Source organism: Pseudomonas neuropathica (assembly GCF_051174785.1).
In the GTDB taxonomy this organism is placed as follows: domain Bacteria; phylum Pseudomonadota; class Gammaproteobacteria; order Pseudomonadales; family Pseudomonadaceae; genus Aquipseudomonas; species Aquipseudomonas neuropathica_A.
This window is the reverse complement of sequence record NZ_CP195111.1, coordinates 6,072,885-6,086,518: the sequence shown is the minus strand read 5'-3', so window position 1 is coordinate 6,086,518 and position 13,634 is coordinate 6,072,885. Positions and strand designations below refer to the sequence as shown.

Sequence of the window (13,634 nt, the reverse complement as noted above, 5' to 3'; positions counted from 1 at the left end):
AGCCTGCTCCGGGCGGCGTTCCGACGAATGCGGTCTGTCAGTTGCTCGACTTGTCGAACTTGTCCGGATCTTCGTCTTCAGGAAGATCCTCGTCCGGTTCTTCTGGGTTGGCCGTGGTATGCGCCGGGCTGTTGGGTTCTGGATGCGTGGGAACCGGGTCGAATGCGCCCTGCTCTTCACTGGGGAATTTCGGATCGTTCATAAGGCACCTCGCAAAGAGTCGCTGATGGAAGACTCTGTACATTCGAGGTGCCGGTCGTGGCTGTCGTTCCCGTCAATCCGCAACCGTAGGTCGGCGGATCATTGGAGAATCAGGAAGGCGCCTGTAAATGGCTGACGATTTCGTCTTTGACCTTCAGGCGTTTCTCTTTGAGCTTTTTCAATGCGTCGTCGGTGGGGGCATCTGAAGTGGCCGTTTCGGCCTTGACCACCTCTGCATCGGCTTGGGAGTACTTGTTGATCAGTGAATCCAGTCGTGGATCCTGGGTGCGTTTTTGCTGGATCTCTTCCTTCGTGCAACTCAAGTCCTGAAACAGGTCATGGGGAACCGGCATGGAACACCTCCGTCAGTTGATCGGCTGGCCAACGCGACCGATTGCGCTGGCCAGCTATCAGAATGGCCTCGGTTACACGGTTCTGTCGACCACCTGTCAGACCAGCGGTGCCCGTTCGTCGCCCTGTCGCAAATGCGATCAAACCTTTTTTCGCCGCATCGCCTCCATTGGTTAACACCAACAACAACTGCGTGGAGATACACCAATGGACGGATTCAACCTGCGTCATCTGGTTTTGGCTGTCGCTTTGAGCAGCGGCATGGGCAGCGCGTTTGCCGCCACTGACAATGACTTTGTCGATAATGCCGCGGCCGGCGGGATCGCTGAAATCGAAACCAGTCGCCTGGCGCTGGAAAAAAGCCAATCGGCCGACATCAAGGCCTTCGCCAATATGATGATTACCGACCATGGCAAGGCCAACGATGAGCTGGCGACCATTGCCAAGGCCAACGACATCGAAGTTCCGGACACCACGACACTGGTCAAACAGGCCAAGGAAAAAATCCTCGAAGTGCGTGATGAATCCTTTGACGCCGCTTACGCCAACAATCAGGTGAAGGCGCACGAAGAGACCATCGAGCTGTTCAAGAAACAAGCCAATACCGTGACTGATGACAAGGTCAAAGGCGCTCCTGAACTGAAGGCGTTTGCGCAGAAAATGCTGCCGGCGCTGGAAAAACACCTGGCGGCGGCCAAGGAGCTGCAGGCCAAGCATCCGAGCAAGTAAAAGCTTTACCCTCACCCCAGCCCTCCCGAAACGTCGGACCGCCCGGAGGGAGAGGGAGCCGACCGAGTTGGATGTTCGAGTTACGCCGACCTGAAAGTCTTGCTTGAACTCAGGTTATGAACAGCCGCTGACCTGAAATCTCGAGTCGAACCTGGCTTTTGAAAGGCACCGAGATCGGCTCCCTTTCCCCCTCGCCCCCCTTGGGGGAGAGGGCTGGGGTGAGGGGGATCGGTCTAAACCACACTACCAGACTCAAGCGAAAAAAAAGGCCGCATCCAGATAGATGCGGCCTTGTCATATCCGCCGAAATCAACCGCCATCGGTATCAATATCGGCATCCGTCTCCTCCCCCGGCTTCGCCCGATCCGGCTGCGGTTCGAAGCCTGGACTGAACTCATTGTCGTTGTCCGTGTGCTTGTTCTTCTGATCCACCGCCGGATCGCCACTTTGCGCCTGCCCGCCATCGCCCTGCTGCTGCGTCGGCACCGGCTGCCCCGGCACCTGCGGGTCGATCGCCGGATCATTGCGATTGATCGGTTCGCCAGATTGGCTCTGCTTCGTTTGCTCGTTCATGGCCACCTCGTTGGTCAGACACCCCGACACACATCCGCCGGGTGTTAAAGATTCGAAGCCTGCTCCGCGCCATCGTTCAAAACATCGCCGCTTGCGGCCCCGCCGACTAGAGTTACCGGGACGTTACTTGCGCCAGATCAAAAATATGCGTGCGTGAACGAACAACTATTTCGAACGGCAAATGTCGATCACTTCGCGGCGATCATTTTCACGATCGCCCCCCAATTCGCGACGGAGCAACAGGCACATGGCAGCACTGCAGAACAGCACACTCGATGCGATGAAAAACAAACAAGCACAACTGCTGGGCGAATGGATCAATGGCCTGCAAGCCAGCGGCGCCACGCGTAACCTGAAAGATCACGATCTGCAGCAACAGACCAGCGAGTTCCTGCAACTGGTGGTCAGTGGCATCGAGAACGACAACGGCACCAACATCGCCGCACCCGGTTGGGAGACCACCCGCCAGTTTCTCGAAAAGCTCTCCCACAGCCGCGCCCTGCTCGGCCAGGATTCGCAGCAGACCGCCAGTTTCATCTTCGCCCTCAAAGGCCCGTTGTTTAACCTGCTGCAGAGCCATTACAAAGACCAGCCTGCGCTGCTCGCCGAACAGCTCTGGGAAGTCTCCGAACTGCTCGACGCCTTCGGCATGCACACCATTCGCACCTTCCAGAAATCCCGCGAAGCGGTGATCAAGCGTCAGCAGGAAGAACTGCTGGAGCTGTCGACCCCGGTGGTCAAGCTGTGGGACGGCGTACTCGCCCTGCCAATGATCGGCACTCTCGACTCGCAGCGTACGCAAGTGGTGATGGAGTCGCTGCTGCAACGCATCGTCGACACCGGTTCGGAAATCGCCATCATCGACATCACCGGCGTGCCGACCGTCGACACATTGGTCGCGCAACACCTGCTGAAAACCGTTACGGCGATTCGCCTGATGGGCGCCGACTGCATCATCAGCGGCGTGCGTCCGCAGATCGCGCAAACCATCGTCCACCTCGGCCTCGACCTGCAAGGCGTGGTGACCAAGGCCAATCTGGCCGATGCGCTGAAACTGGCCCTGACCCGTCTGGGTGTCAGCCTCGTCAAGACGGTATAAGCATGGAACGTATCCCGATTCTCCAGATGGGCAAGTTCCTGCTGGTGACCATTCAGGTCGACATGCATGACCAGCTCGCCCTCACCTTGCAGGACGACTTGTCCGAGCGCATCAGCAAGACCTCGGCGCGCGGGGTGTTGATCGACATCTCGGCGCTGGACATGGTCGACTCGTTCATTGGGCGGATGATCAGCACGATCTCCGGCCTGTCAAAAATCATGGACGCCGAAACCATGCTGGTCGGCATGCAGCCGGCGGTGGCGATCACCCTGGTCGAACTGGGCCTGACACTGCCCGGTGTCAGCACGGCATTGAACGTCGAGCGCGGGATGAAGCTGCTGCAGGAACGAGTAGACCGGCAATGACCGTACGCAGCAGCGGCACTCAACCCATCCACATCGAGCAGGATGTCGTGCTCGCGCGCCAGACAGCACGCAAACTGGCGACCGAATGCGGAATGCGCCTGATCGACCTGACGAAAATGGTCACGGCCGTCAGCGAACTGGCGCGTAACACCATGGTTTACGGTGGTGGCGGCGACATGGACTGGCAGATTCTCGATGAAGATCACAAGGTCGGTCTGCGCCTGACCTTCCGCGACGAAGGCCCGGGCATTGCCGACATCAAACTGGCGATGACCGACGGCTGGACCTCCGGCAGCGGCATGGGCCTGGGTCTGACCGGGGCAAAACGCCTGGTCGAAGAGTTTGAACTGGACACCGAGCCCGGCAAGGGCACTCGCATAACGATTACCCGATGGACATGAATATCAGCGGGTCGATGACCCAGGTATTACTGATCGAGGACAGCAGCCAGATCGGCCACGCCCGGCGCACGGCGCAACAACTGGCCGAACAACACGGCTTTGACGAAAGCGATGCCGGGCGTGTGGCACTGGTGGCGACGGAGCTGGCGAGTAACGTGCTCAAGCACGCCAGCCACGGTGAAATGCACCTGCGGGTACTGCCGCGCAGCAATGGTTTTGGCATTGAACTGCTCGCCATCGACCGCGCGCAGGGCTTTGACCTGGAGGCTTGTCTGGCTGACGGGTTCTCGACGGGTGGCACTCAAGGCATCGGCCTCGGTTCGATATCGCGTCAGACCGAAGTGTTTGATGTGTACGCCGATGCCCGTGGCGCGGTGTTATTGGCGCGGATTTACCCACGCACAGACCGCGAGCCCGACGTGCGCTTTGGCGTCAGCCAGCACTCGTTGCACAACGATCCGGCTTGCGGCGATGTCTGGCACCTGGCGTATGACAACGGCAGCATCAGCGCGCTGATCATCGACGGTCTCGGTCACGGAGAAGACGCCGAACGCGCCGGCCGCGCTGGCGCTGAAACCTTCGCCCTGACGCCATTTGCCGAACCGGTCATGCTGATGGAGGACCTGCACCGCGACATGATCGGCACTCGTGGCGGCGCCGTCGCGTTTACCCAGTTCGATGCTCGCCGCGACAACCTGACCTTTGCCGGCGTCGGCAACATCGGCGCCAGCCTGATCAACGCCGACAAATCCCGTGGCCTCGCCTCGCACCCGGGCATTGTCGGCGTGCAATACCGGAAAGCCCGGCCCTTTGACTATGCTCACGTGAACGGACATCTATTGATCATGTACAGCGACGGCTTGCAGTCCCGTTGGAATCTTCAAGACTACCCCGGTCTGGTGCACCGCCACCCCGCCGTGATAGCCGGCGTCCTGCACCGCGACTTCTGTCGCGGGCGCGACGATGTAACGGTGCTTGTCGTTGCCCTGGAGGCCGCCCATGGCTGAGTCGCCGATTCTGAGCAGTGCGGAGCAGACCGCGCTGATCGCCCAGTTGCAAAGCGAAACCGCGGCCCTGCGCGAAGAACTCGATGAAACCAACCAGGGTGTGCTGGCCCTGTACGCCGAACTCGACATACAGGCTGAGGAATTGCGCCAGGCCTCGGACTTGAAAAGCCGTTTCCTGTCGTACATGAGCCATGAGTTCCGCACGCCACTGGGTTCGATCCTGAGTATCAACAGCCTGCTCGCCGACGAACTCGACGGCCCGCTCAGTCCCGAGCAACACAAACAGGTAGCGTTCGTCAGCACCGCCGCCCGCGAACTCAGCGACATGGTCGATGACCTGCTCGATCTGGCGAAGATCGAGGCCGGACGCATCAGCATTTCCCCGGCGTGGTTCGACATGTTCGACCTGTTCTCCGCCCTGCGCGGGATGTTCCGGCCGATTGTCGATGCTACTGCGGTCGATTTGATCTTCGAAGAACCGGTCGGTTTGCCGCGCCTGTATACCGACGACAAAAAGCTCGCGCAGATCCTGCGCAACTTCATTTCCAACTCACTGAAGTTCACCACCCGTGGCGAAGTGCGGGTTTCGGCGCGGCTCGAAGGTGCGGACAAGGTGCGCTTTGCCGTCAGTGACACCGGAATCGGTATCGCACCAGAGCTGCATGGTGCATTGTTCGAGGACTTTTCCCAGGTCGACTCGCCGTTGCAGAAACGTCTGCGCGGCACCGGGCTGGGCCTGTCGCTGTGTAAACGCTTCGCCGCCCTGCTCGGCGGTGAAGTCGGGCTGGAAAGCACGCCGGGGGTCGGCTCGACCTTTTTCGTGATCATTCCGCTGGCGATCGCTCTGGAGAACGTCGATGAAACGTGACATCCGCCTGTTGATCGTCGACGACAACGTCGCCACCCGCTACGCCTTGCGCCGACGGCTGGAGCGTCACGGCTACGAGGTGCTGGAGGCCGGCACCGGCGGCGAGGGGCTGGCGCTGATTGACAGCGAAGCACTCGACGCGTTGATTCTCGACGTCAATCTGCCGGACATGAGCGGCTTCGACATCGTGCGCATTCTGCGCGCTGATACGCGCACCGCGCTGCTGCCTGTCATCCATGTGTCCGCCGCGTCGATCCAGACCGGCGACATCATCACCGGCCTCAATGCCGGTGCCGACGCCTACCTGATTCACCCGGTTGACCCGGACGTGCTGCTGGCCACCCTGCGTACGTTGCTGCGAGTGCGCGACACGGAAAATGCCCTGCGCGAGAGTGAAGCGCGATTCCGCGAGATTTTCGTTAACGTCTCCGCGCCGATCGCGGTGCTCGATGCCAGCCTCAAGGTGCATGAGTGCAACCATGCCTTCACACAACTGATTCTCGACAATCGGGATCCGCAGGCCCTGCGTGAATGCTTCGCCGAAGATCAGAGCGCCATCCTCAATGAGCTACGCCTGCGTCTGGTCGATGGCGAGCGCTGGAAAGGCACGCTGAACATGCGCGTGCAGGGCGAGATTCGCGAGACCGAATGGCAGATTTCGCCGTACCGCACGCCCGAACTGAGCCTGGTCTTCGTTGAGGACGTTACCGAACACCGCCATCGCGAGCGCTCGCATCTGGCGCGCCTGGACGACACCACTACGCAACTGGTCAAGGAGACCGCCGAGCGCGTACGTGCCGAGGCGCAGTTGCTGCAGGTGCAGAAAATGGACGCATTGGGCAAACTCACCGGCGGTATCGCCCATGACTTCAACAACCTGCTGACCGGGATCATCACCAGCCTCGAGCTGATCCAGAAACGTGTTGCCGATCAACGTCTGGACAAGGTGCAGTTTTATAGTGAAGCGGCGCTGAATTCGGCGATGAGTGCCGCGTCGCTCACCCATCGTCTGCTGGCCTTCGCCCGTCAGCAACCGCTGGACACACGGCCGGTGGACATCAACGACCAAGTCCGTTCGCTGGAAGAATTGCTGGTGCGTACCATCGGTGAGCGGATCACCCTCAAACTGGAGCTGACCAGCAAACCGGCCATCGCGCTGGTTGACCCGGTGCAGCTGGAAAGCGCGGTGTTGAATCTGGTGATCAACGCCCGCGATGCCCTGCCGGTGGGTGGCAATATATGGGTCAACACTTACGCCGCGTACTCCCATGGCGATCCGAATCTGGCCGATGGCGCTTACGTGGCGCTGTCGGTGCGTGATGACGGTACGGGCATCGAGCACAACGTCATCGACAAGGTCTTCGATCCGTTTTTCACCACCAAACCGTTGGGCCAGGGTACAGGGCTGGGGTTGTCGACAATCTATGGCTTTGCCCGCCAGTCGGGTGGCGATGCACACATCCGCAGCGTCGCGCGGCGCGGCACCGAAGTGACCATCATGTTGCCGGCTACCACCGATCCGACAGGGGCCGACATTCCTGCTCCCGTGGTCGATCCGCAAGGCACCGGTGAACATGTACTGATTGTCGAAGACATGCCATCGGTGCGCATGTTTGTCACTGAAGTGCTGGAGGACGCCGGTTATCGCTGCACCCAGGCGGCAGATATCGAAACGGCACTGGAGCGGTTGCAGAATGATCCATCGATCAACCTGCTGCTGACCGACGTCGGCCTGCCGCGCATGAGCGGTCGTGAATTGGCGGATGTTGCGCGCGGTTGGCGAGAGGGATTGCCGATTCTGTTCATGACCGGGTATGCGGAGACAGCGATCAATCGTCAGGTGTTTCTGGGCAGTGGCATGGACATGCTGGTCAAGCCGTTTCAGATCAGTGAGCTGCTCGACAAGGTTCGCCGCACCCTTGATGGTGCCTGACACTCCGCCATCGCTAGCAGGCTAGCTCTCACACGGAGCTTGTGGTGTATTCATATTCCGGGTTCACCACAAAAACTGTGGGAGCCAGCCTGCTGGCGATGGGGCCAGTTGAACCTCCGCATCTACCGGCTCAAAGCCCGGGCCAAAAACGGTGCCGTCCGGCTCTTCTTGCTCGCCGCTACCTTCTGCGGTGTACCCGCCACCACGATTCGGCCGCCCTGATCCCCCGCCCCCGGCCCGATGTCGATCACCCAGTCACTCTGCGCCACCACACGCATTTCGTGTTCGACAACGATCACCGTGTGCCCCGCCGTCACCAGCGTATCCAGCTGTTCCAGCAGCCGGTCGACATCACGCGGATGCAACCCGGTGGTCGGTTCGTCCAGCACATACAAGGTCGCGCCGCGCTGGTTGCGTTGCAATTCGGTGGCCAGTTTGATCCGCTGCGCTTCACCGCCGGACAGCTCCGTGGCGGGTTGGCCGAGGCGCAGATAACCCAGGCCGATATCGCGCAGCACCTCCAATGACCGGCGAATCCCCGGTTGCCCGGTAAACACCGTCACCGCTTCCTCGACGGTCAATTGCAACACCTGGGCAATGCTCAAGCCCTCCCAGAGAATCGCCAGGGTCTGCGGGTTGTAGCGGGCGCCATGGCAGGTCGGGCATGGCGCATAGACGCTCGGCATAAACAACAACTCGACACTGACAAACCCCTCACCTTCGCAGGTGGCGCACCGGCCCTTGGCGACGTTGAAGGAAAACTGCCCGGCGTCATAACCCGCCGCCCGTGCAGCGTCGGTCGCGGCGTAGAGCTTGCGCACGTTATCGAACAACCCGGTGTAGGTCGCCAGATTCGAACGTGGCGTGCGGCCGATGGGTTTCTGGTCGACCTGCACCAGTCGCTTGATCGACTCCAGCCCGGACGTGACCTGGCCGCTGCTGACCTGCGGTACGTTGTCTTCGAGGCTGAGTTCTTCAGGCTCGTTGTCCACGGTCGGTCGGCCCAATTGCGCGCCGACCAGTTCCAGCAAGGCCTGACTGACCAGACTCGATTTGCCGGAACCGGACACGCCCGTCACCGACGTGAAGCAGCCCAGCGGAAATTCAGCGCTGAGGTTGTTCAGGTTATTGCGGGTGATCCCCTCGAGTTTCAGCCACGCCGTCGGCTTGCGCGCCGTTCGTGTCTGGCGTTGCGACTCGGCAAACAGATAAGCCCGCGTCTGCGACGCTTCGATCTCGGCCAAACCCGCCGGCGGGCCGCTGTACAGCACCTGCCCACCCTGCTCGCCGGCTGCCGGGCCGACATCGATCAGCCAGTCGGCGCGGCGCATGGTTTCCAGGTCATGCTCGACTACAAACAATGTGTTGCCGTCGGCCTTCAAGCGCTGCAAGGCCTCGAACAACGCTTCGCCATCAGCCGGATGCAAACCGGCGGATGGCTCGTCGAGCACATAAATCACACCAAACAACTGCGAGCCCAATTGCGTCGCCAGGCGCAAACGCTGCAACTCACCGGACGACAAGGTTGGCGTGCTGCGCTCCAGCGCCAGATAACCAAGACCCAGATCGGTCAGCGTGCTGACGCGCTCCAGCAGATCCTCGGCAATGCGCTGCGCCGCCAGACGTTTCTCCAGCGAAAGATTTGGCGTGTGGCGCACGTCGGGCGCGCTACCGTGCCCGCTGGCGCCATGGGCCACACGCTGCTGGCGGGCCTCGCGGGTTTGCGCGTGGCTCAAGGTCTCGCCGGTTTCTTCTGCGTGTTCGAGGTAACTGGCCGCCGCTACCGGCCGTAATACCTCCGCCACTTGCAATAACGGCATCTGCGACAGCTCGCCAATGTCATACCCGGCAAACGTCACTGACAACGCCTCACGCTTCAAGCGTTTGCCGTCACACAACGGGCAAGGGCTGCCGAGCATGAACTGCGAGACGCGCTTTTTCATCAGCGCACTTTGCGAATGAGTAAACGTGTGCAGGATGTAGCGGCGCGCACCGGTGAAAGTGCCCTGATAACTCGGTTCCATTTTGCGTTTGAGGGCGACGCGGGTTTCTTCCGGGGTCAGCCCGGCGTACACCGGCACGGTCGGGGTTTCTTCGGTGAAGAGAATCCAGTCGCGCTGCTTTTTCGGCAGTTTCTTCCACGGGATGTCGACATCGATGCCCATGGTCACGAGGATGTCGCGCAGGTTCTGCCCCTGCCATGCCAGCGGCCAGGACGCCACGGCGCGCTGGCGGATGGTCAGGTTGGGATCGGGCACCATCAGCGCTTCGGTGACTTCATACACCCGGCCGAGGCCATGGCACTCCGGGCAGGCGCCTTGCGGAGTGTTCGGCGAAAAGTCCTCGGCATACAACATCGGCTGCCCCGGCGGATAACTGCCGGCACGCGAATAAAGCATGCGGATCAGGCTCGACAACGTCGTCACGCTGCCCACCGACGAGCGCGTACTCGGCGTACCGCGCTGCTGTTGCAGGGCCACGGCCGGTGGCAGGCCTTCGATGGAGTCGACATCCGGCACGCCGACCTGATCGATCAGCCGTCGCGCATACGGCGCCACCGATTCGAAGTAGCGGCGCTGGGCCTCGGCATACAAAGTCGAGAACGCCAGCGACGACTTGCCCGAACCGGACACCCCGGTAAACACCACCAGTGCATCGCGGGGGATGTCGACATCGACGTTTTTCAGGTTATGTTCTCGGGCGCCGCGCACCCGGACCATGCCGGCGGGCGCTTTGGAGGTGCGTTTGGAAGTCATCGACCTGCCTTGGTGAAGGAATGTTCAACGCTCAGCTACCGAGCACCACCCGAATCATCTGCAACATGGCTTCCGGGCTATACGGTTTGCCAAGCAAGTGCGTGTCAGGGCTTAACTGGTGATTGCGCGAAATGATGTCTCGGGTGTGCCCGGAGGTGAACAGCACCGCCACCGGTGGCGTCTGTACCTTGGCCCAGGCGAACAGGTCGGAGCTTTTGATCAGCCCCGGCATGACCACATCGGTGAAGATCAGGTCGACTTCGACACCTTCGAGGAGCATTTGCATGGCCGCATCGCCGTGGCCGGCGGTCAACACGCGATAACCCTCCTCGCGCAACAACTCGACCGCCGAGGCGCGCACCGCGTCATTGTCTTCGACCACCAGAATCGTCTCGTGCCCCCCGCTCTGCTGCCTTTGCAGATTGGGTGCTTCATCAAGAATCGGCCGCAGGCTGCGCGGGAAGTACAACTGCACCCGCGTGCCCTCACCGACGGTACTGGCGATCTCGACGTGGCCGCCGCTCTGTTTAACGAAACCGAACACCATGCTCAGGCCCAGACCGGTGCCCTGACCGTCAGCCTTGGTGGTGAAAAACGGTTCGAACACTTGCTCGAGAATACCCGGCGCGATGCCGGCGCCGGAGTCACTGACCGCGACGCGGACAAATTCGCCGGGGACGATGCCTTTACCGGCGCAGAACTCGCGATCGAGCCGCACGTTGGCGGCGCTGAGCGCGATGGTGCCCTCGCCCTTCATCGCATCGCGAGCGTTGATCGCCAGGTTGAGAATGGCGTTTTCCAACTGGTTGCGGTCGACGTTGATGTGCCACGGTTGCTGCGGCAACTGCACGTCGATCTGAATGGTTTCGCCCAGCGCTCGCTGCAGTAATTCACCGACACCTTCGAAAATCTGTCGCGGGTTACACACTGCCGGCGACAACGGCTGGCGCCGGGCAAACGCGAGCAGTTGCGAGGACAGCTTGGCACCGCGTTCGACCGCCGCCAGCGAGGCACTGACACGACGCTGCACGTTGGCATTGTCCGGTTCGTGGCGCGCAAGCAGATGCAGATTGCCGGCGATCACTTGCAGCAGGTTATTGAAGTCGTGAGCGACACCGCCGGTCAGCCCGCCAATCGCTTCGAGTTTCTGCGACTGGCGCAACTGCTCTTCAGCCGCCAGCCGCGCCTCGACCTCTTCGCCCACGCGCTGTTCGAGGTTGCGGGTAAATTTGAGCAGGGACTCTTCGGCGATCTTGCGTTCATGAATATCGATCAGCACGCCGGGAAAGCGCAACGGCTTGCCGTGCTCGTCGAACTCGCAACCGCCGCTGGCCAGCACCCATAGATAGCTGCCGTCGCTACGCTGCACGCGGTATTCGGCGTTGTACGGTTCGCCGGTCTGCACCGAATGGGCGACGCGCTCTTGTACCCAGGCGTGGTCATCGGGATGAATGCGCGACTCGGCAATATCCTGGGCCAGATTGCTCAGGTCATGATCCGGCGGATAAGAGAACGTGCGGGCAAAACGCTCGTCCGCCGACAGCGTGTTGTTTTTCACGTCCCAGACAAACGAGCCGAGCAAGGCCCCGGCATTCAGCGCCAGACGTACCCGCTCGTTGTCGGCGCGGTAAGCCTTTTCGGCGGCCTGGCGGCGGCGTTCGGAGTGCATGAATTCGGTGGTTTCGACCACCATCGCCATCACCCCGGCAGGCTTGCCGTCATCATTGGCCACCGGGCTGTAATACAGATCCATCCAGACGTCTTCGGGGACGCCGTCGCGCAACAACACCAGCTCTTTATTGCGAAACGACAAGGTGCCACCGGCCAGGCAGGTATCGACCACGTGCCGGTTGAAATCGGCGACTTCCGGCCAGCCCAGTTCTACCGGCGAACCGAGCAGATAGGGGTGGCGACCACCGGCAAATTTCGAATAGGCATCGTTGTAGATCATGTACCCGGCATAACCCCAGAGCATGACCATCGGCAGTGGCGACGCCAGCATCAGTTGCACCGCGCTGCACAGGCTGGCCGGCCAGCTATTCAGCGGGCCAAGTTCGGTGTGGCTCCAGTCGAACGCACTGATGCGCCCGGCCATTTCGCCTTTCCAGCCGTCACAACCATGGCTATCGGATAAAAACTGCATCGACTGACTCAGTGTCCTTAGGTGGTTGCCCGATAAATCGCGATGCCAGAACGACGCGACGCCCGTCTGTTTCGAGCGTCTGCAGTCGTATTGGTTTCATATGAGGTATAGCCGATTTCATTCCCGCGCGGAACCTAGACCCCGATCAGGTGTTTGAGCGGATGGTAGCCAGTTTTCATCTTCGCGGCGACGTCGAGAATAGCTTTCTCGATACCGTTCAAGTGCATGCAGGTCAGCTCGATAGCAGCGTTCTGATTGCCGGCTTCGATGTATTCGATCAGTCGCAGGTGTTCGTCATCGCGGCAGACTTCGTGGCTGTCGTCATCCAGCGCGGCGGCGTACAGCGAGGCACGGGAAATCAGCTTCTGGAACCAGTCGAGCAGCACCGGGTTGTTGAGGCTGCGCGCCAGTTTGATGTGGAACTCGCCGAGCAGATGGATCAGCCGTTCGTGATCGCCGGCGGCGTGCGCTTGATCTTCCAGCAGCAGGTGTTCGCGCAGATCCTGCATCGCCGCCGTGTCCTTGCGTCGGCACAGTTCACTGACGATGCCGATTTCGATCAGCCGGCGGGTTTCGAACAGTGAACGGATCTCTTCATTGCTCGGCAACGACACCGATGCACCTTTGTTGGGCTCGGTGGTGACCAGTCCATCGGCCTCCAATTGCTTCAGTGCCGCACGCACCGACGTGCGGCTGACATTGAATAACTCGGCCAACGAGGCCTCGCCCAGCTTCATCCCCGGGCGCAACGAACGTTTGCTGATCGCCTCGTAAACCCCTTGGTAGACGCGGTCGACCGTGGTTTCCGGTTTCTTTTCGGTCATTTGGGCACTCCTTTAACGTCAGGCAACCAGCCCTTGGCGATGCCTGGCCATGGAAACGCAGATTAATCCGGGCCTTTGCAAATTGCATTCATATATTGCATACCGGCGGATGATGGCGCTGAACATTGGTCAGTCGCCGGAGATCATTTTTGGCGAGGTGTTGATGGCGCATGTGCGCGATGAGCTGATCGATCCGAAGACGCTGTACATTGATCAATGGGCCTGGATGCGATCGGACGCATGGGTGGCCATGGTTACGCACGAACCCGCGATTACTTCGATTTGCCGACCCGCTCGTTGCAAGCGTGGACGGAAGCGCCGGGCGGTGGCGAGCGGTTTTGGCCTGCTGCCAAATAAACCAGAGCAACGCATTACCCCTGTGGG

14 protein-coding genes and 1 pseudogene are annotated in these 13,634 nt (G+C 60.7%); 9 read left to right on the top strand and 6 right to left on the bottom strand.

All coding sequences use genetic code 11. The features are described from left to right. Positions 1–37: 37 nt before the first annotated feature. On the bottom strand, positions 38–202 hold the full coding sequence (locus ACRRSD_RS27380; protein WP_007912545.1) for a hypothetical protein: 165 nt from the start codon (positions 200–202) through the stop codon (positions 38–40). Positions 203–311: 109 nt separating this feature from the next. After that, on the bottom strand, positions 312–554 hold the full coding sequence (locus ACRRSD_RS27375) for a DUF465 domain-containing protein (protein ID WP_038368920.1): 243 nt from the start codon (positions 552–554) through the stop codon (positions 312–314). Here ACRRSD_RS27375 and ACRRSD_RS27370 point away from each other — a divergent pair. Both ACRRSD_RS27370 and ACRRSD_RS27365 read left to right on the top strand, forming a co-directional pair. Beyond that, complete coding sequence (locus ACRRSD_RS27370; protein ID WP_435036372.1) at positions 553–729, top strand: hypothetical protein; 177 nt, start codon at positions 553–555, stop codon at positions 727–729. The two genes, ACRRSD_RS27375 and ACRRSD_RS27370, sit on opposite strands and share 2 nt — an antisense overlap. A gap of 30 nt (positions 730–759) precedes the next feature. Then, positions 760–1,281, top strand: a complete 522-nt coding sequence (locus tag ACRRSD_RS27365) for a DUF4142 domain-containing protein (RefSeq protein ID WP_007912543.1) — start codon at positions 760–762, stop codon at positions 1,279–1,281. A 309-nt stretch (positions 1,282–1,590) separates the two neighbouring features. On the opposite strand, the gene ACRRSD_RS27360 is transcribed toward ACRRSD_RS27365, so the two are convergent. Further along, positions 1,591–1,854: a hypothetical protein gene (locus tag ACRRSD_RS27360; RefSeq protein WP_150651223.1), complete on the bottom strand. Its 264-nt coding sequence runs from the start codon at positions 1,852–1,854 to the stop codon at positions 1,591–1,593. Between the two features lie 247 nt (positions 1,855–2,101). Here ACRRSD_RS27360 and ACRRSD_RS27355 point away from each other — a divergent pair, with 247 nt between their 5' ends. The 6 genes from ACRRSD_RS27355 to ACRRSD_RS27330 are packed head-to-tail and all read left to right on the top strand — an operon-like array spanning position 2,102 to position 7,527. Next, positions 2,102–2,953, top strand: a complete 852-nt coding sequence (locus ACRRSD_RS27355) for an STAS domain-containing protein (protein WP_435036371.1) — start codon at positions 2,102–2,104, stop codon at positions 2,951–2,953. Positions 2,954–2,955: 2 nt separating this feature from the next. After that, the gene (locus ACRRSD_RS27350; RefSeq protein ID WP_007912539.1) at positions 2,956–3,318 is read left to right on the top strand and encodes an STAS domain-containing protein; all 363 of its coding nucleotides are present in this window, start codon (positions 2,956–2,958) and stop codon (positions 3,316–3,318) included. Beyond that, positions 3,315–3,719: an anti-sigma regulatory factor gene (locus ACRRSD_RS27345; RefSeq protein WP_003225570.1), complete on the top strand. Its 405-nt coding sequence runs from the start codon at positions 3,315–3,317 to the stop codon at positions 3,717–3,719. Before ACRRSD_RS27350 ends, ACRRSD_RS27345 begins: the two co-directional genes overlap by 4 nt. Next, positions 3,716–4,726 carry an ATP-binding protein gene (locus ACRRSD_RS27340; protein ID WP_435038553.1) on the top strand — a complete coding sequence of 337 codons (1,011 nt, stop codon included), beginning with the start codon at positions 3,716–3,718 and terminating at the stop codon, positions 4,724–4,726. The genes ACRRSD_RS27345 and ACRRSD_RS27340 overlap by 4 nt, the downstream gene beginning before the upstream one ends. Continuing rightward, on the top strand, positions 4,719–5,594 hold the full coding sequence (locus ACRRSD_RS27335; protein ID WP_038368915.1) for a sensor histidine kinase: 876 nt from the start codon (positions 4,719–4,721) through the stop codon (positions 5,592–5,594). Before ACRRSD_RS27340 ends, ACRRSD_RS27335 begins: the two co-directional genes overlap by 8 nt. Next, entirely contained in the window at positions 5,584–7,527 is a 1,944-nt protein-coding gene (locus ACRRSD_RS27330; RefSeq protein ID WP_435036370.1) for a response regulator, read from the top strand. The genes ACRRSD_RS27335 and ACRRSD_RS27330 overlap by 11 nt, the downstream gene beginning before the upstream one ends. A 122-nt stretch (positions 7,528–7,649) precedes the next feature. Here ACRRSD_RS27330 and ACRRSD_RS27325 read toward each other — a convergent pair whose 3' ends face one another. The 3 genes from ACRRSD_RS27325 to ACRRSD_RS27315 all read right to left on the bottom strand — a co-directional run bounded on the left by ACRRSD_RS27325 (position 7,650) and on the right by ACRRSD_RS27315 (position 13,250). Then, positions 7,650–10,283, bottom strand: coding sequence for an excinuclease ABC subunit A (locus ACRRSD_RS27325; protein ID WP_435036369.1), 2,634 nt, complete (start codon positions 10,281–10,283; stop codon positions 7,650–7,652). A gap of 31 nt (positions 10,284–10,314) precedes the next feature. Continuing rightward, the gene (locus ACRRSD_RS27320; protein WP_435036368.1) at positions 10,315–12,426 is read right to left on the bottom strand and encodes an ATP-binding protein; all 2,112 of its coding nucleotides are present in this window, start codon (positions 12,424–12,426) and stop codon (positions 10,315–10,317) included. Between the two features lie 134 nt (positions 12,427–12,560). Next, positions 12,561–13,250: a GntR family transcriptional regulator gene (locus ACRRSD_RS27315; RefSeq protein ID WP_435036367.1), complete on the bottom strand. Its 690-nt coding sequence runs from the start codon at positions 13,248–13,250 to the stop codon at positions 12,561–12,563. Positions 13,251–13,353: 103 nt separating this feature from the next. Between ACRRSD_RS27315 and ACRRSD_RS27310 the strand changes: the two are divergent. Next, positions 13,354–13,607, top strand: a pseudogene (locus tag ACRRSD_RS27310) (flavin reductase family protein); the annotation flags it as partial. Positions 13,608–13,634 lie beyond the last annotated feature (27 nt).